Below are 16,170 nucleotides of genomic sequence, written 5' to 3' on the forward strand. Positions count from 1 at the left end.
CTTCTCACTTATAATCAGTATATATATTGTTTTTGTATACTTCAAGTGTTTAGGAAAATGCATTTAATTACCAGTTTAATCTATAATCCCCAGTCTAACTCGAATTCAAATTCGTCTGATTTTATCTGCTCAATTTCAGAGTTAATTTTCTGTTTAAATTTAGTAGAAGAAATTATGTAAATAATTAATATGAGGCAAAATATTATTTTTACATATTGAGTTATTACATATACTTCAATATGATAGTAAGAACATAGTTGAATGGTAAAGAAGTTACACATCATATGTACAAATCCGCCTGCTAAAATACTTCTATGTGTATTAATATATACAAATGTAATAACAAAGCTTAAAAGTATAGTAGATGGTATAAATAAAAGTGCATCAAATAAAGAATATTGCAGTAGATTATATGGAATTTGACCAGGTGTAAGATACCATCCCAGATACCAAACTCCACAAATAGTTCCTAAAATAATTGAAGCACCTGTAAATCCAAACCTGACTAATAATTTATCAAGAGAATACCCCCTCCATCCAAATTCTTGGCTAAGTACACTTAGTATAAAGCTTATAAATAGCATAATTGGTATTTTATAAGGTGTATAAATAGCTATGTGCATCCAATCTACATCATTAATTTCTAGATGAAAATACTTTCCTATTAGTAAAGAACAAATGACAATTAAAGCAAAAAAGAGTACTGTTAGTAATGGCCATTTTATTTCTATTTCTTTGAAGCTAAAGCTCCTGTAAAGAAAATCTTTTCTTGCACTATTTGGATATATTGTGAAAACAAAAAGTAGCCCTATGATGGAAGGGGCTGTATATGCAGAGTAAAAAAGAAGTTTTCCAAGCATGGTATTTGTAACTCCTAGTAATACAGGTGTAAAGCTGAATACCCAAGTCCATAATAGCGTGATTGTAAAGAAAAAAATTAAATTTTTATCTGAATTAAAATGGGGGTTATATAATTGCATCTTATGTTCACTATCCTTTCGTTTTGTTAATAGTGGTTTAATTTATATTTATTTTTTAGGGCTGAAAGTATTATTTAGTATTAGTAATTGTTGATATCTTATTAGTGTTTATCAATAGTCCGTTAGTAATATTAATAGCTTATTGGTGTTTATTGATAGTCTATTAGTAATTATAGTTTACTAGTTTTCGTTGATGCGTACTTATATTAGCTTTTGTATTAACTAATTATTTTTAAACTATTTATACTATACATAATTAGCTATTTACACTATGTATAATTAGTTTAGATTTAATACCAGATAGATTATTTTACTTTGACTATAAAGTGAATTAATAAGTAGATAATTAGTGATATTAATAAAATATTTTGGACTTTTGTAATTTTTATTAAATATTTAGCTTATCTCTAATATTTTTTATGTAACGGCGATTTATAATAACTTTTTCATTATTTGATAAAGTAGCCTGCATGCGATTGTGTGATATTACTTTTATACTTTCTAGGTAATCCATATTTAAAATCATGGATTTAGATATTCTTAAAAAAGATGTATTATGTAGTAGGTTTGATAATTCATATATTTTTAGGTCAATTTCAAATACATCATCTTTATAGTAAGCAAATGTTTTATTGCCAACCGTCTCAAAGTATAAAACATCGCAAATATTAAGCTTATAAATTTCTCCTGCTTTTTTACCATTTATATCTAGTAATGGTGTATTTAGTAATGAAATTATTTTTTCAATATTATTGTCAATGGCAGAGCATTTTATAATTATTTCAATATCATCAAAATTAGTGGATTGTTCGACATGTATTTTCATTAATTATCACCTCATTTTATTACTGTCATTAGAATAGCATTATATTTTATTGAGTCCAACTAGATGAGTGCTAAATTTCAAATTAAGTACAGTTAAATTCAAATTTAAAATAGTGAAATTCAAATTTAAAGTGGTAAAATTCGAAAAAATACTACGACCATTTGGGAATATTATCCAAATATCGTAGTACTTTTCATAGAATATCTCTAATTATTTTACAAATAGACCTATCTTATGACTTGCATATATTGTCAAATTACTTCTCAAATGTCAAAATATTTTTAGATAGTGCATCAATGCTGTTGGATAGTGTGTTCAATTTCCCTTCAATTCTAACCAATAAATACATGGATAGAGCTATAGGAAAACCAACATTAGTTATTAACAATTGTAAACTATCATCCATAAAATTACCTCCTATATTATAACTAGGTCATAAGGAGTAGTATTAGTTTCTACAATTTTAGCTTCAACAGCAGAAGCAAGGTCAAATCCTCCAACTGAAAAAACATTTTTAGATACTATCAAATCCATAACAGATTTTATATTTTCTTCAGTTAAGTCCTCCTTTGGATTTTCTATAGAAAAAGAAACTTGTTTATCCTTTACATTCTTGAAACTCATGACTAATTTTTTCTTAATCTCCATACAGTTACCTCCACGATAATAATTTATTTTTTTAATTGCTTTAAGTATTTTAATTATTGTTAGTTTAGAAAATACTTTGATATTGTTATACTTAAAGCACAACAGTATTTAAAATAACTAACATGTTTAATTTACGAACATGTTTAAATTACTTAAGATATTAACCTGTTTAAAGTATCAATATATTAAGTGTATAATTTGTTAAATCTATATAATATCAAGTGTATTATATATTGAACATGATATATAAATAGTTGATGAATTTTAATGTAGACTATATTTGAAAGTTACTATTTAGATAGTGATGTGCTATCTAGTTTTAAAATATCTACAATAGGATTTTCTTGAAGACTTGCGATTGCCTCTGCAACAGCATAAACATCATCGTTTGATGCCTCTGCCTTTACATTTGCGAAAGATTTACTTTTAATAACTGCCTTACCCTTATCATCAAAACCAGCATCCAATTTTAGTTTTATACTAGATAAATTTTTTGTTGAAACAACTGCCATAAAACTACCTCCTAAAAATTTAATTTCAAAGATTTGTCGACTTTCTTTGTTAAATCTATAGTATCATATAAGATAATATCGGAGTTAAACAGTAATTTCTTAAGATTTTTTGTTAAAATTTTATAAAAAACTTTATAAGTATATATGGTTTTAATGATTTAATGAATGATTTAATGTTTATATGTGATATGTGCAATAGTTTTTTATTGATTTTGTTTAGAATATTTTATATGGGGGATAAAATATCCAATATGTTCTTTTAGAATGAACTATCTAGATGTATCCAGTATCTGTGTCCAGTAGCTAGATTGTAAATATACATATTTAATTGTTTTAGCTAGTTCATCGTGATATAATATACTCCATATATTTAACAGGAATACGCTATACTAAATTTTGAGAGGAGGTTATATTATGAGTGAAATTCTGTTGGAACAGTTTGACTCTGATTTTTGGGGGATTTTGAGGCCAGATTATGTAATAGAAAAACCTGATTGTCATTTTCCTGAAACTATCGTATGTGAATTTTCAAAATCTATGATACAAACAATTGTTGAAAAGTATAATGGCAAAAAAATAGGTCGTTTAATTAGTGTTGCTGGAGATATACCAATTTATGAAGTATTTTTCAAGAATATAAGAATTGGGATTTGTCAGGTTATGGTAGGTGCACCAGCATGTGTAACCAACTTTGAAGAATTAGTCGCGTTAGGAGCAAAGAAGATATTTATCTGTGGAGAATGTGGTGTGTTAGACCATTCTATTGATGATGCATTTTTAATCATTCCAACATCAGCTATCCGTGATGAGGGCACAAGTTATCATTATCAACCAGCCTCTGATGAAATTATACTTAACCCACATGGAGTTAAAGTGATTGAATCTGTATTTAAAAGTAAAGGATTATCATACATAAAAGGTAAAATATGGACTACTGATGCTCCATATCGTGAAACACGTAATAAAATGCTTACACGGAAGAAACAGGGATGTATTGCAGTTGATATGGAATGTGCTGCTGTAGCTGCCGCAGCACAATTTAGAAATGTTATATTTTCACAGTTTGTTTATGCTTGTGATAATCTAAACTCAGATGTATGGGAACAACGAGGATTAACTATACGTCCGATTTCACAAAAAGTACATACCTTTGAGCTTGCAATGGAGTGTGCTATTAAGTTGTAAATTTAAAATTACCAGAGCAGTAAATCGACTAAGGTTTACTGCTTTTTTTGTTGTTAGATTTGAAAGGATTATGATTTGTTAATAAAGTTTTGCAAGGACAGTCATTCATTCACTAAATACAATGAATGAAATTTTCAATTATGAATTCACATGATAAGAATCAGTTTTTGAATATAGGGAGAGAGTATTAGGTACTTTTATCAAAGTTATTATATTTTTAAATATGAATATAGAAATAACATGGAATATATAGCTCTATGTTACTTATAGAAAAATATTATTATAGTCAAAGTTCTTTAGAAGTGTTCGTTTTAGTCTAAGGTTTATGTTAAAAAAATTATTAAATTTAATCTGTAAATAAAAAAGTTAAAAGTCCAATATTAACATTTTACTCTTAAACCATTAAAATCTTTATTAAAGCTATTAAAGCTATTAAAGCTATTAAAGCTATTAAAGCTATTAAAGCTATTAAAGCTATTAAAGCTATTAAAGCTATTAAAAATATTTTAAAGGAGAGTGTAGTTTATGAAAGTAAAATTAGAAGATATACCAGTTCAGTTTCATGCAATGGTGGAAATAGTGGGAATTGATAAGTTTGTAGAGATTGCTAAATTGTATGGAGGTACAAACACTTATATACCTACATGTAAGGGGATTTTTAGATATGCAAGAAATAGGGAGATAGTGAGACAATTTAATGGAGTTAATTATGGGGAACTAGCTATTAAACACAACATGTGTGTGAGCAATATTAAGCGAATAATAAATGAAAACAATATATAAAATGCTATACAAAATATTTTGTAAAGATTAAGTATGGAGTAGGTAAAAGACATTTTATAAAGTTTTTTTTAGACAAATTTACTAAATTTATTGCCTATTAATTTAAATAGACTGTATATTCTATAAAATATTCTGTTAAATAATGGAGATATATTGAGAATCCAAAAAAATAGTCGAAAATATTTGTTGGATAAAAAATAAACAAAATGGTACAATTGCTTGTATAAAGGGGAAAAAACAATAAATAAGCTATATAAATAAAAAAATATAAATAAATATGACATAATACATTTGCATATTTAAGAATATAAATAGGGATTTTAAGGGATTAATAAGTATATTTAAAATATATTAAAATAAATGTATATTTAAATTTAAACTTTATGTTATTTATATAAAGTAATAATTATTGAGAAGCGATTACTTATTAGTAGAAAAGGGGTTAGTAGAGATGAATAATGGATTTTATAAATTGAATTCGGTAGTATTAGGCTTTGATATAACAAGTGATATTAATAAAATAAGATTTAATCATTATATAATGAGAAAAGAAAATATACAGAGATTGCAAGGGACTTTACCAAGAGGTCAATTTTATATGACAGTAAGAAGAGCTGCTACAGATTTACAACTTTCTATTTCTACTATAAGTAGGCTTGTAAGAGAGTTTTCAGATTTAGGAGTAATAAGGCTTGTATCTAAGGGAGCAAAGGGGAAGATGCATTCTATATATAGTTATATTAGTTCAGAAATTAGTGAAGATTTATTTGATAGTATTAGTGAGAATTTATTTGATAGTGATAAAACTATAGATTTTAACTATGACAGTGTAGAGAGCTATGAGTTCAGTAATTTAGAGTATAGTTATGGAAATACAGAAAATAAAGGTTGTATTGATGAAGATTGTATTTATGGTGGAATGTCAAAATATGATAGTAGTACTGATGATAATACAGAATGTAGTAGTTGTGATGACTGTAGTATATTAAGTAGTAATAATTCAAGTAGTAAGAATAATTCTGCAAATAAAAAAAGCAATGACTTAGATTATAGTGGAATAAAAAATCATGGTAAAAATACTCGTTCTAATAATGAAAATATCAACTCTGAAAAACCTACTATTAATTTTACTAATGTAACTAATAAAATTAAAGATTATACTAACAAACCATTTATTGGAGAAGAATTGAAAATAGAAAACTCTAATTTAAAATCGAGGTCTTCAAATGTCAGATTTAATGAAACATATAATGACATAGATAAAATAACTAAAAATGACATAGAAGATAATCAAAGTAAAAATGTTATAAAATCAAGCAATAGCAAAGTGTTTAGTAGCATGAGTAGATATAGTAAAAAGAGTGATTTTGATAATACTCATGATGCACAAAAAGAAGCTAAGTTTGTAACAAATAAAAAAGAATCTTTAAATAAATTTAATAAAAAAAATATACAGCAAAGCATTATAAATATGCTAAATAAAAAAACAGGAAAAAACTTTAAAATCAATTCTCCAACGAGCATCAAACTTATCAATGAAAGACTAAAGGAGGGTTATGTCTTAGAAGATTTCTACAAAGTTATTGAGGTAAAAGTAGCTAAGTGGAAAGATACCATAATGGAAATGTATATAAGACCAGAGACCTTATTTAGCCATAAATTTGAATCCTATGTTAATGAAAACATATCTGTAAAAAATCAAAGTAATGTTTACCAGTGTAAAAAGAACGACAATCATAACAATAATAATTATATATATTCTGACTATACCACATATGATGACAGCAAGCGTGAAAGAAAAAAACATGAAAATGTAAGGTATTGGAATCCAGTCTGTGAATTTTAACTAGTCGGAGAATGCATTTATAAGTGAAATTAATTTATATATTTTATAGCTGACAATGCGTTTATAACTAACATGAATTTATATATTTTATAGCTGATAATGCATTTTTAACTGGAAATATATTTATATCTTTTACAATTAAAAGTATATTTCTAACTGACAATATCATTGTAATCTAATATAAAAATAAAAGACTTAATAATATTAAAATATAAAACTTAAGAGGAAAGTGAGATTAATTTATATGGTTAAATCAAAAGCTGTTGAAATAGAGCAGGCTATTTTAGGCACAATTATTTTAGACAATAAATTAAACTACAAATTAGATGACTTAAATGAAAATATGTTTATGAATTCTACATGCCTTGAAATATTTAAAATCATGAAAGAACTTAGAAAAGAAAAGATAATAATTGATGTAGCAACTGTAAAATCAAAGATAGATGAGAAGTCTTTAGCAATTAAAATGAGCAGTTTAACTAGTGTAATCACTTGGGGTCAAACTTTTGGTATTGATGGTTATATAAAAATTTTAAAAGAAAACTTAGCAAGAAGAAGCATAAATCAAAATTGTCAAAGACTCTTGGAAGGTATAAATTTTGGAGAAAATATCGATACTTGCATCTATAAATTTGAAAATAATATAAGAAAAATCTTGGACAAAGATACTTATGAAAATGATGATGTACATAGCATAGCAGAAAAAGTCCTTGATTTTTTAGAAAGTAAAAAGGATGTTGGATTTAAGTTTGGGATAAGTTTACTTGATTCGACTATAGGAGGTCTTTTTAAAGGGGAGCTAACAACAATAGCAGCTAAATCAGGGGTTGGAAAGACTGCTTTAGCTCTTCAAATAATGTTAAATTCGGCCAAGCAAGGGAAAAAGACTCTATTTATAAGTAGAGAAATGACAAGTGAGCAAGTGTTTATGAGAAATATATGCAAGATAACAGGGGTAAGTACAAGAAATATGAAATCTAAAGAGATAAATGAAAGTGATTGGAAACTAATTGTAAATGCAATAGGAGATTTACGCGAGAATAACTTAATTTATATAAATGACAAGATAGACACAATCAGTGCAATTAGAAAGAGGATAAGGCAAATAAAGCCCGACTTATTAATTGTAGATTATGTGCAACTTCTTACATCTCAAAAAAGTATGGAAAAAAGAGAAAGAGAAGTAGCCACTTTTTCTAGAGAATTAAAAAGTATGACTCTGGATTTTGATATACCAATAATTCAGTTAAGTCAATTAAATGATGAAATGAAAGATTTTAGACCTTATGGAGATAGACCTATGAGGGATAGTAAAGCCATCTACCACGATAGCAACAATGTGGTTTATATACATCAATTAAAAGGGAGTGATTATGAAGAAGCAGTAAAAGATATAGGAGAAAGTGAGGAATTAGTTAGGGAATCAGAGTACAGGGGAATTAAGATTGTTGATTTAATAGTTGCGAAGTGTAGGGATGGACAGACTAGGCATAAGCATTTTTGTTACTATGGGGATAGGTTACATTTTCAAGAACTAAATTATTAGAGTAATAAGATAGCCATAACAAGCTTATTGAAAGTCTAAAAATAATATAAAATATGAGGTGAAAAGATGTTAGAATTGGAAAAAATTATAGAATTGCTTGAAGAACACAATATAGAAGTGAGTATTCCAAAGGAGTTACATAAGTATAATTTATTGGAGTATCTGAAATTGTGTCAACAAAGTGGGGGAACATATTTTTATATTAAGACAGTGGAGGGTGCTTTAAAAGAGGCTAGAAATGAGCTTATGATTAAATTATTTAATGGAAAAAATTATATGGAATTAGCGAGAATGTTTGACATGAGTGTTATTAATGTCAGGTACATTGTTAGAAAAAAATAGATATATTGTGGATAAGGCAAGTGTGACTATTAGAGTAGAATTTTTAATCTTGATATCTTATGTGATTAAGTCACAGATAAAAAGTAAATATATTGATATAATTCCTATAGAATAATAATATAGGGAGGTTATTATGTCTTCTAAAAAAAAGAAGTATGCAAATATTTTAGAAAACGAGTGTGTAGCTTGTGGTAGCTGTATAAAAGTCTGCCCAAGAGGGGCTATCTCAGTACCACATGGTATTAGTGCAAAGATTGATAGAGACTTATGTGTTGGATGTGGTATTTGTGAGAAGGTATGTCCAGCATCTGTGATTGAGATTATAACAATATTAAAAGAGGAAGAAGGTAAGTGTCATGAATAATAAAAAACATTGGTATGACTATTTATGGATTTTCTCTTCGATATATTTGATATTGGGATTTGTAAATATTATTTTCGCTTGGATTGGGTTAATTTGTTTCTTTATCCCATTACTTATTTCTATTATTAAAGGAAATAAAGCGTACTGCAATAAATATTGTGGAAGAGGACAGCTGTTTAATTTGCTTGGAAATAAATTAAAGTTGTCAAGAAATAAAGATATTCCTAAATTTATTAGAAGTAAGTGGTTTAGATATGGTTTTTTGACATTTTTTATGGTGATGTTTGCTAATATGCTTTTTTCAACTTATCTAGTGTTTGAGGGTAGTAGAAACTTTAAAGAGGTAGTGACTTTGCTTTGGACTATAAAAATGCCATGGCAATGGGCATATCATGGGACTTTAGTTTCACCTTGGGTGGTACAGTTTGCGTTTGGTTTTTATAGTGTTATGCTTACATCAACTGTTCTTGGATTGATTACGATGATACTATTTAAGCCTCGTTCATGGTGTGTTTATTGCCCTATGGGTACTATGACTCAGATGATATGTAAGGCAAAGAGTAAGTCTGTGTAGAGAGAATTTATGTGAATTTGTGAGGAGTATAGATAGAGTTTGTATAAAATAAACTTGTTTATGCTTCTTTTTTATGTGTAAGAGTTTTAATTAAGTAGGAAAATTAAAAAGAGTAGACATGATAAATTTAGATAGCAATAATAATTAAATAATAAGATAGAATATAAAGCAATGAAAGAGGCTGAAAGAGAAAGAAAAAGAGGGCGAAGGAGATAGGAAAATAACTATAGAATAGGTAAAATATGTAGGAATTATATGTTATAATAGTTTTAGCAAGAAGATGTAATCTACAATTTATAGAGTGGAGTTCATACAAAAGGTTATCCTCCCAACGTATAGAAGGGAGGTGAGTATGTGTGGATAATTTTTTACAAGGTGTACTAGCAAGTTTAGTTGCCAGTTTAATAGTTTACTTAACGGATAAATTGTTTAAAAAAGTAAAAAGCCACTCTGGCAGGAGTGACTTTAGTTTTGAACTAAAGATTAAGTTCAAAAAGAAACACTAATTTACGAACTCCACTCTACTGCAAATAGATTGTAGTTCTTCTTGCTTTTATTATATCACAAATTAGAAAAAATATGTAAAGTACTTGTTTTAATCGCAGGTACTTTTTTATGTAAAAACAAATTTGCCTACAGCCTTTTTGGTATATAGAATTAGTAAGTTTGAAATAATATTCATATAAAAACTTTAGTTGATTTTAAAACCAATATGAAATCAATATATCGAAGACATTTTAAAGTCAATTATTAATTTTTCATGATTTCTAAAGTATTTTATATCATCCATATCATGAGTAATTATTATAGCACTCTTATTTTCCATCTTTCTTATTACAAAATCCATAACCTTATACTTAGTTTCAATATCAAGACCCTTAAATGGCTCATCCATTATAAGCAAGTCAAAATCATATAATAAAGCTCTTAATATTGCAACCCTTCTTTTCATACCACCACTTAATTCCCTTACTCTTTTATTCATGCAACCCTTTAAGTCCAATAGTTCTAAAGCATCTTCAATTTCTGAATTACCCAGACTTTCACATACCAACTTTATATTCAATAACACACTTAGATTTTCACACAAACTATCATCTTGGAATACTGCACTAATCTTTTTATTACTAATACCTATAATTTTTCCACTATCTGCTTTCTCCAAGCCCATTAATATTCTTATCAATGTTGTTTTACCAATACCAGATGTTCCTGTTATAAATGAGATAGCATCATCTTTAAATACATTATTAAAATTGTCTAAAACAACCTTATCATTATATTTTTTATTTAGATTCTCAATTACTATATCCATTTAGTTTATCTCCAATCTTTTTAATAAATAGTCTATCAATGATAAAAAGCCCTTTTGAAAGCAAATACTTATTATAATAATAACTATAGTCCATGCAAATAAATCTGGTGTATTTAAGTATACTTTAGCTTTGTATAAGTTTTCTCCTATAGAATTAGCTGGCATTCCTATTATTTCTGCTGCTATTCCAGACTTCCAACATAGCCCTAAAGAAACACTACATGCTGCTCTTAGATATGGTGCTACCTCAGATAAATATATGTACCTTATTTTTTTTATCTTACTGACCTTAAATACTTTTGCCATATCATTTAACTCCCTAGATATACTATTTATTCCATCTAGAATATTTCTATATACCACTGGCAATACCATCAAGAAAGATATAAAAATAGACAGGTTCTTTGAAGATATCCATATTAAAGATAATATTATGAAAGAAGCTACTGGTATAGATTGTATTGTCAGTATTAAGGGTTCAATAAGTATCCTAAAATTTTTTTTATTAGATGCTATTATGGCAGATATTATTCCAATGATAAAAGCTAATATAAATCCTGTTGTTATTTTCATAAAAGAAAAGAGTATAGATTGCCAAAACTCAAACTTCATAGATAATTCGAATAACCTTTTTAAAGAGGAAAAAGGAGATACTAAAAGTATCTCCTGACCAATTATCATACTACTTATTTGCCAAACTATAAGCCAAAAGATTATTGCTAGTATATGAGCTTTACTAATTTTCTTGAGTGTAGTAGAAATCTTCACCTGGCATCTTTCCTCCTATTGACTTTGGATTAGCATCATAAAGTACTTGTAAGTATCCACTTAATTTATCTTTCATTGTATTACCTTCTATAAATGTTATATTACATTTTGGTATTGCTTGCTTTGCTATTTGAGATGGTACTATTTCATTTTCCTCAATAAGTTTTGAAGCTTCTTCTATATTATTGTTTGTAAAATCAACTGATTTCTTATATTCTTCTAAGAAACTTTTAACCTTTTCTGGATATTTATCAATAAACTCTTTTCGTGCAACAACAACTCCTGTTACTAAAGCACTTTCAGTATTTTTATCTTTATTCAAAGTATCCCATTCTTTTGTCAAATCCAAAGCTACTCTTAAGTTATCACTCTTAGTCAATGCTGTTGTTACAAATGGTTGGGGAAGTAGTGCTATTCCATTTTTATCATTTAATAATGCCGCCAAACATTCTGTATGTTCTGATTTGTACTCTATGTTGACATCTTCAGTCGGGTCAATTCCATTTTCTTTCAATATGTAATTCAAAGCATATTCAGGAGTAGAGCCTTTACCACTAGAATAAATCGTTTTTCCTTTTAAATCATCGACACTGTTTATAGAATTTCCATTCTCAATTATGTATAAGACTCCTAAAGTATTAATGGCTAGTGTTTCTATTTCACCATTGCTATTATTATATAAAACAGATGACAGATTTGCAGGAATAGCAGCAATATCTAGCTCTTTGTTAACAAGCTTGGGTGTAATTTCATCAACAGAATTTGCTATTGAAAATTCATAATCCTTTTCTTTTTTATCGTTTTCATCACCAATCATTTTGACCATTCCCATTCCTGTAGGACCCTTTAGTGCTGTCACCTTTGCAACTACTTTAGCTTCTTCTTTTGTTTGTTTTTCTGGTGGGTTTGATGTACACCCTACCAATGAAATTATTATTAATGCTGCTAGTAATAATATTGATAATTTCTTTTTCATAAAAACTTCCTCCTAGTATTTAATTTTATATTTTATATAGAATCTGTTATTTAAGTTTATATTTCATATAGAATCTGTGTTAACTTTTCTTTATTCAATATTTTTATACACTTTTTACCAAGTTCTAAACAATTTTCATTTTGTAATGACTGCAATTCCCTATATAAAGATGCTCGACTTACACTAATTCTTTTACTTAACTCCTCCTTAGAACACTCTAATAGCACAGTGTCATTTTTACTAGCTTTTTCTAGTAAGTATTCAATAACTTTCTTTTTACTAGATTGTATATTTAAAAACTCTACCTTTCTAAGTAAAAATTGTATTTTTCTATTACAATATCTTGAATACTCTAAAGCAACAGCAATATCCAACTTCATCATATCTATAAAGCATTTTTTTGGATAAAAAACTACGTAAACATCACTTTTGCATTTTAGTACAGTATCTAAGGATTCTTCATCAAATATATTAGAAATTCCAAAAACATCTCCTTCCTTTAGAATAGACATGTTAACTTCAGTTCCATCACTTGATATACAATAGATGGATACTTGTCCTGTTTTGACTACACCTACATAATATTCTTTATCAAAAAAATCGCTTATAAATTGACCCTTTTTATAACTCTTTGCTTTTATCTTATCTTCTACAATGTATCTTTCAGAAAATAACTTGCTATTTATTAGTACTTCCTTCTCATTCAAAGTCATCACCTTTTCTGATAAATATTCACTTTGATTGAAATAATATCATAGTATTTACCAAAATTCAATAATATTGATAATTATTTTCAATCAAGTTTATTTATTAATTGTCTCATTTGATACAGTTTTTAGTAGTTTTTAATGCTATCATATCTCTTAACAAAATATGAAAGGAGATTTTACATAAGCCATGAAAACTATATTAATTTCTGGTTCATCTTCTGTAGGGAAGACTGCTTTAATAAAACATTTAATTCCTTATCTGAAGTCTAATGGGCTTAACCCTTCAATATGTAAGATAGATTGTCTAGCTACTGATGATGATTTAATATATAAAAAATTGAATATACCTTATATTGTTGGACTTAGTAAAGATATATGTCCAGACCATTTTCTTATCTCAAACATAAACGAACTTATACTTTGGGCTAAAAATAAAAGTAGCGATATTTTACTAATAGAAACTGCTGGGCTTTGCAATAGATGCTCACCTGCAACAAATAAAACATTACACATATGTGTATGTGATTGTACATCTAGCTTTAAGACTCCTCAAAAACTAGGCCCTATGTTAAGTGAAAGTGATGCCATAGTTCTAAGTAAAATAGACATGGTATCGCAAGCAGAAAGAGAGATAATATCATTTAATATAAAAAAAATAAATCCTAATTCTAATATATTCTTTATAGATGGATTAGTTGGTTTTGGTGTAGAGCTAATTTCAAACTATATAAAAAGTACTAATATTCCAAACAATGACGAACATTTATTAAGACATACAATGCCAAGTGGAGTATGTTCTTATTGTATTGGGGAATGTAGAATTGGTGATGAATTCCAACAAGGCATAGTTTCTAAAATGAATTTTAGAGGTGAATTTTAATGAAAAGTGTAACCATATATCCTGGAAAAAACAAACTTGGGAATACAGAGAACTTTGAATCTCTAACTTTTTATAGAGGTCATATTTATTCTATTGTAGGTAATACTGGCTCTGGTAAAAGCAGGTTAATCAAAGATATAGAGCAGTTTGTCAATAAAGATTCTTTGACTAATCGAAAAGTAGTCATTGATAATATGGAAGTTGCTATTGAGGAAAGAAATAAATTTTCTACAAATCTAATTTCTCATCTTAGCCAAAACATGAGGTTTGTTCTTGATTCTACAGTTGAGGAATTTTTAGTTATACATAAAGAATGTAAAAACAATACTTCTGTCTCAATCAAAGAAGTATTAGATGTAGCAAACTCCATAACAGCAGAACCTATTTCCCTATCTCAAGACCTTACATCATTGAGTGGGGGACAGACACGTGCCTTGATGATTGCAGATGTTGCTCTCATTTCAAATAATCCTATTGTTTTGATAGATGAAATAGAGAATGCTGGAATAAATAAAAATGTTGCATTAGACATCTTATTGAAAAGTGATAAGCTGATTTTTATAGTTACTCATGACCCTCATACAGCACTTATAGCAGAGAAGCGTATAATAATGAAAAATGGTTCAATCTTCAAAGTAATCAATAAGACTAAAGAAGAAAAAGAAATCTTAGGGAAACTTAAAGATATATATGAATTTCAATTAGAATGTCAATATAAATTAAGAAAAGGAGAGACTCTTTATGAAAAATGTTAGGCTGTATTGGAGCAATATTTGTATACTTCATAAATATGAGAAAAACTATTTAGATAATTTAATTATGTCTTTAAAAGAGAAGGATATTAATTTAGAGGTAACTTATTTTGGTATAGGTTATCCTTACAAACTCAATGAGTATTTAAAAAAACCAGATGCTTTAATTCCTGATATTATAGTTTCTACAGATTTAGAAGTGTATGAAGACAAGAATATCTATTCAAAGTTTTCAAGTAAATTGTACTCGTTATCGAGCTATTTCAATATTAAAAGTGAGATTAAATCATCATCTATATATTTCGATGAAAGATTACTTCCATTTTTGGTTATACCATTAGTATTTTCTTATAACCAGAATTACAAGGGTTTAACAGATTCTATAAAAAACGTAATTGACGCTGATACAAAAACTGTCATTGGTGGTATAAATAACTCTGGTGCGAAATCTGTTGTTAAAGCTATATGGAGTAGATATGGAAAAGAGTACGTGGAGAGATTTTTATCTAATTCAATTATATTAGATATGCCAATACAATCATTTAATGATGTAAAAAATGGTTCGGATAGATTAGCAATAACTCCTAGTATATATGCAAAGCGTGCTAATAATAACGATTTATTTATGTCATACCCTGATGATGGAGCTATAGCATTACCATCTTATATTGCTGCAAGTAAATCATTAGATGAAAAAACTATGCTGGAGGTATTGGAATCTCTTGTATCTAAGGAGTTTTGTAATTCTTTTGTGAAGTCTGCATCATTGCTATCTTGTATTTATGATACTATAGATGATAGTCTTATTAAAAACAATCAATATAAGTTTTTATATCCTTCTAAAGAATGGTTAGATACAGTTACGACTGAAGAATTTTTTGAGGTTTATAATATGTATATATAATATATTTATTTTTATTTATTGTTTGTATATTATTGTTTGTGGATAATATTATTTTATGTTTATGGATAGATATTTGAATATTACAAGTAAGACGACAAATAAGATTATAAATAATTATAATGTGTTTTTTGTTTTTTTACATAGCAATTATCATATAGATTAGGGGTTCTTAGGAACTCCTTTTCTGTTTTTTGTATAAAAAAGGAGATGATTCAAATTTTTATTTTGAGACATCCCCTTTTATCATGGTAAAATGAGA

The 16,170-nt window shown here is 27.5% G+C and carries 20 protein-coding genes; 11 read left to right on the forward strand and 9 right to left on the reverse strand.

All coding sequences use genetic code 11. The features are described from left to right. Positions 1 to 80: 80 nt before the first annotated feature. From KGF41_RS12745 to KGF41_RS12765, 5 genes are all read right to left on the reverse strand, one after another. Complete coding sequence (locus KGF41_RS12745) at positions 81 to 860, reverse strand: CPBP family intramembrane glutamic endopeptidase (RefSeq protein ID WP_227828771.1); 780 nt, start codon at positions 858 to 860, stop codon at positions 81 to 83. Between the two features lie 508 nt (positions 861 to 1,368). Beyond that, the gene (locus KGF41_RS12750; RefSeq protein ID WP_227828770.1) at positions 1,369 to 1,806 is read right to left on the reverse strand and encodes a LytTR family DNA-binding domain-containing protein; all 438 of its coding nucleotides are present in this window, start codon (positions 1,804 to 1,806) and stop codon (positions 1,369 to 1,371) included. A 256-nt stretch (positions 1,807 to 2,062) separates the two neighbouring features. Next, positions 2,063 to 2,212: a YvrJ family protein gene (locus KGF41_RS12755; protein ID WP_227828769.1), complete on the reverse strand. Its 150-nt coding sequence runs from the start codon at positions 2,210 to 2,212 to the stop codon at positions 2,063 to 2,065. Positions 2,213 to 2,223: 11 nt separating this feature from the next. After that, positions 2,224 to 2,454: a DUF2922 domain-containing protein gene (locus KGF41_RS12760; protein ID WP_227856718.1), complete on the reverse strand. Its 231-nt coding sequence runs from the start codon at positions 2,452 to 2,454 to the stop codon at positions 2,224 to 2,226. 290 nt (positions 2,455 to 2,744) lie between these two features. After that, the gene (locus tag KGF41_RS12765; protein ID WP_227828767.1) at positions 2,745 to 2,966 is read right to left on the reverse strand and encodes a DUF1659 domain-containing protein; all 222 of its coding nucleotides are present in this window, start codon (positions 2,964 to 2,966) and stop codon (positions 2,745 to 2,747) included. Positions 2,967 to 3,380: 414 nt separating this feature from the next. On the opposite strand from KGF41_RS12765, the gene KGF41_RS12770 reads away from it, so the two are divergent. The 8 genes from KGF41_RS12770 to KGF41_RS12805 all read left to right on the forward strand — a co-directional run bounded on the left by KGF41_RS12770 (position 3,381) and on the right by KGF41_RS12805 (position 10,112). Then, positions 3,381 to 4,151 carry a nucleoside phosphorylase gene (locus tag KGF41_RS12770; RefSeq protein ID WP_227828766.1) on the forward strand — a complete coding sequence of 257 codons (771 nt, stop codon included), beginning with the start codon at positions 3,381 to 3,383 and terminating at the stop codon, positions 4,149 to 4,151. A 525-nt stretch (positions 4,152 to 4,676) separates the two neighbouring features. Further along, positions 4,677 to 4,934: a Mor transcription activator family protein gene (locus KGF41_RS12775; RefSeq protein ID WP_227828765.1), complete on the forward strand. Its 258-nt coding sequence runs from the start codon at positions 4,677 to 4,679 to the stop codon at positions 4,932 to 4,934. 451 nt (positions 4,935 to 5,385) lie between these two features. Beyond that, positions 5,386 to 6,780, forward strand: a complete 1,395-nt coding sequence (locus KGF41_RS12780) for a conserved phage C-terminal domain-containing protein (protein WP_227828764.1) — start codon at positions 5,386 to 5,388, stop codon at positions 6,778 to 6,780. Positions 6,781 to 7,024: 244 nt separating this feature from the next. After that, on the forward strand, positions 7,025 to 8,326 hold the full coding sequence (locus KGF41_RS12785; RefSeq protein WP_227828763.1) for a replicative DNA helicase: 1,302 nt from the start codon (positions 7,025 to 7,027) through the stop codon (positions 8,324 to 8,326). A 66-nt stretch (positions 8,327 to 8,392) separates the two neighbouring features. Further along, on the forward strand, positions 8,393 to 8,668 hold the full coding sequence (locus KGF41_RS12790) for a Mor transcription activator family protein (RefSeq protein ID WP_227828762.1): 276 nt from the start codon (positions 8,393 to 8,395) through the stop codon (positions 8,666 to 8,668). A 133-nt stretch (positions 8,669 to 8,801) separates the two neighbouring features. After that, positions 8,802 to 9,032: an ATP-binding protein gene (locus tag KGF41_RS12795; protein ID WP_227828761.1), complete on the forward strand. Its 231-nt coding sequence runs from the start codon at positions 8,802 to 8,804 to the stop codon at positions 9,030 to 9,032. Then, complete coding sequence (locus tag KGF41_RS12800; RefSeq protein WP_227828760.1) at positions 9,025 to 9,606, forward strand: 4Fe-4S binding protein; 582 nt, start codon at positions 9,025 to 9,027, stop codon at positions 9,604 to 9,606. Before KGF41_RS12795 ends, KGF41_RS12800 begins: the two co-directional genes overlap by 8 nt. A gap of 356 nt (positions 9,607 to 9,962) precedes the next feature. Further along, positions 9,963 to 10,112: a type I toxin-antitoxin system toxin gene (locus tag KGF41_RS12805; protein ID WP_227433538.1), complete on the forward strand. Its 150-nt coding sequence runs from the start codon at positions 9,963 to 9,965 to the stop codon at positions 10,110 to 10,112. A 212-nt stretch (positions 10,113 to 10,324) separates the two neighbouring features. On the opposite strand, the gene KGF41_RS12810 is transcribed toward KGF41_RS12805, so the two are convergent. From KGF41_RS12810 to KGF41_RS12825, 4 genes are read right to left on the reverse strand one after another with little or no spacing between them, the layout of a single operon-like run. Beyond that, on the reverse strand, positions 10,325 to 10,921 hold the full coding sequence (locus KGF41_RS12810) for an ATP-binding cassette domain-containing protein (RefSeq protein ID WP_227856719.1): 597 nt from the start codon (positions 10,919 to 10,921) through the stop codon (positions 10,325 to 10,327). Then, on the reverse strand, positions 10,922 to 11,689 hold the full coding sequence (locus KGF41_RS12815) for an ABC transporter permease (RefSeq protein WP_227828758.1): 768 nt from the start codon (positions 11,687 to 11,689) through the stop codon (positions 10,922 to 10,924). It abuts the gene before it with no gap. Further along, entirely contained in the window at positions 11,658 to 12,665 is a 1,008-nt protein-coding gene (locus tag KGF41_RS12820; RefSeq protein WP_227828757.1) for an ABC transporter substrate-binding protein, read from the reverse strand. Before KGF41_RS12820 ends, KGF41_RS12815 begins: the two co-directional genes overlap by 32 nt. Before the next feature lie 56 nt (positions 12,666 to 12,721). After that, entirely contained in the window at positions 12,722 to 13,372 is a 651-nt protein-coding gene (locus tag KGF41_RS12825; protein ID WP_227828756.1) for a Crp/Fnr family transcriptional regulator, read from the reverse strand. 190 nt (positions 13,373 to 13,562) lie between these two features. On the opposite strand from KGF41_RS12825, the gene KGF41_RS12830 reads away from it, so the two are divergent. Genes KGF41_RS12830 through KGF41_RS12840 form a run of 3 tightly spaced genes read left to right on the forward strand, consistent with a single transcriptional unit; the run spans position 13,563 to position 15,911 of the window. Beyond that, positions 13,563 to 14,255, forward strand: a complete 693-nt coding sequence (locus KGF41_RS12830) for a GTP-binding protein (RefSeq protein WP_227828755.1) — start codon at positions 13,563 to 13,565, stop codon at positions 14,253 to 14,255. Then, a complete protein-coding gene (locus tag KGF41_RS12835; RefSeq protein WP_227828754.1) occupies positions 14,255 to 15,010 on the forward strand; it encodes an ATP-binding cassette domain-containing protein in 756 nt (251 codons plus the stop codon). Before KGF41_RS12830 ends, KGF41_RS12835 begins: the two co-directional genes overlap by 1 nt. Continuing rightward, entirely contained in the window at positions 14,997 to 15,911 is a 915-nt protein-coding gene (locus tag KGF41_RS12840; protein ID WP_227828753.1) for a hypothetical protein, read from the forward strand. The genes KGF41_RS12835 and KGF41_RS12840 overlap by 14 nt, the downstream gene beginning before the upstream one ends. Positions 15,912 to 16,170: the final 259 nt, after the last annotated feature.

Origin of the sequence: Clostridioides sp. ZZV14-6150 (assembly GCF_020657875.1) — a bacterium.
Lineage (GTDB): Bacteria > Bacillota > Clostridia > Peptostreptococcales > Peptostreptococcaceae > Clostridioides.

What these genes read in the sequence shown, in the direction of transcription:
- KGF41_RS12745 (WP_227828771.1), bottom strand. Translation starts at nt 860, where the DNA reads ATGCTTGGAAAACTTCTTTTTTACTCTGCATATACAGCCCCTTCCATC.
- KGF41_RS12750 (WP_227828770.1), bottom strand. Translation starts at nt 1,806, where the DNA reads ATGAAAATACATGTCGAACAATCCACTAATTTTGATGATATTGAAATA.
- KGF41_RS12755 (WP_227828769.1), bottom strand. Translation starts at nt 2,212, where the DNA reads ATGGATGATAGTTTACAATTGTTAATAACTAATGTTGGTTTTCCTATA.
- KGF41_RS12760 (WP_227856718.1), bottom strand. Translation starts at nt 2,454, where the DNA reads ATGGAGATTAAGAAAAAATTAGTCATGAGTTTCAAGAATGTAAAGGAT.
- KGF41_RS12765 (WP_227828767.1), bottom strand. Translation starts at nt 2,966, where the DNA reads ATGGCAGTTGTTTCAACAAAAAATTTATCTAGTATAAAACTAAAATTG.
- KGF41_RS12770 (WP_227828766.1), top strand. Translation starts at nt 3,381, where the DNA reads ATGAGTGAAATTCTGTTGGAACAGTTTGACTCTGATTTTTGGGGGATT.
- KGF41_RS12775 (WP_227828765.1), top strand. Translation starts at nt 4,677, where the DNA reads ATGAAAGTAAAATTAGAAGATATACCAGTTCAGTTTCATGCAATGGTG.
- KGF41_RS12780 (WP_227828764.1), top strand. Translation starts at nt 5,386, where the DNA reads ATGAATAATGGATTTTATAAATTGAATTCGGTAGTATTAGGCTTTGAT.
- KGF41_RS12785 (WP_227828763.1), top strand. Translation starts at nt 7,025, where the DNA reads ATGGTTAAATCAAAAGCTGTTGAAATAGAGCAGGCTATTTTAGGCACA.
- KGF41_RS12790 (WP_227828762.1), top strand. Translation starts at nt 8,393, where the DNA reads ATGTTAGAATTGGAAAAAATTATAGAATTGCTTGAAGAACACAATATA.
- KGF41_RS12795 (WP_227828761.1), top strand. Translation starts at nt 8,802, where the DNA reads ATGTCTTCTAAAAAAAAGAAGTATGCAAATATTTTAGAAAACGAGTGT.
- KGF41_RS12800 (WP_227828760.1), top strand. Translation starts at nt 9,025, where the DNA reads ATGAATAATAAAAAACATTGGTATGACTATTTATGGATTTTCTCTTCG.
- KGF41_RS12810 (WP_227856719.1), bottom strand. Translation starts at nt 10,921, where the DNA reads ATGGATATAGTAATTGAGAATCTAAATAAAAAATATAATGATAAGGTT.
- KGF41_RS12820 (WP_227828757.1), bottom strand. Translation starts at nt 12,665, where the DNA reads ATGAAAAAGAAATTATCAATATTATTACTAGCAGCATTAATAATAATT.
- KGF41_RS12830 (WP_227828755.1), top strand. Translation starts at nt 13,563, where the DNA reads ATGAAAACTATATTAATTTCTGGTTCATCTTCTGTAGGGAAGACTGCT.
- KGF41_RS12835 (WP_227828754.1), top strand. Translation starts at nt 14,255, where the DNA reads ATGAAAAGTGTAACCATATATCCTGGAAAAAACAAACTTGGGAATACA.
- KGF41_RS12840 (WP_227828753.1), top strand. Translation starts at nt 14,997, where the DNA reads ATGAAAAATGTTAGGCTGTATTGGAGCAATATTTGTATACTTCATAAA.